The sequence below is a fragment of the Helicobacter sp. MIT 21-1697 genome (genome assembly GCF_026241255.1).
Taxonomy (GTDB): Bacteria; Campylobacterota; Campylobacteria; order Campylobacterales; family Helicobacteraceae; genus Helicobacter_C.
In genome coordinates, this window is record NZ_JAPHNC010000032.1 from 1 (window position 1) to 315 (window position 315).

General features: G+C 36.2%; 1 pseudogene. It reads right to left on the minus strand.

The annotated features are described in order from the left end of the window. Nucleotides 1–315, minus strand: a pseudogene (locus tag OQH61_RS09485) (hypothetical protein); the annotation flags it as partial.

Here is a 315-nt window from a genome sequence, read left to right on the forward strand (position 1 = left end):
TTAAAACTGAATCCCTGCCTCTATCCCACTCATAAAATGCTTAGTCGCAGGACGAGCAAATGTTGAATTCATTTTGGAAGCTGGTATATCATAGTATTTCGCACGAAGATTTACAAAATAACCTATCTTTTTTGTAAAATCAGATGAGAATCCTATCGCACCTTTAATCGCATAGGTATAATCATCAATGCTTGAGCGAGTGTTATCAAGATAATAATACCCGTGGAATGCGTAGTAATAACCTACATTATATGTAAAGTTTGCGCCATTTCCTTTGATAATACCCTGCAAATCAACTCCCACAAGATGAAGAGT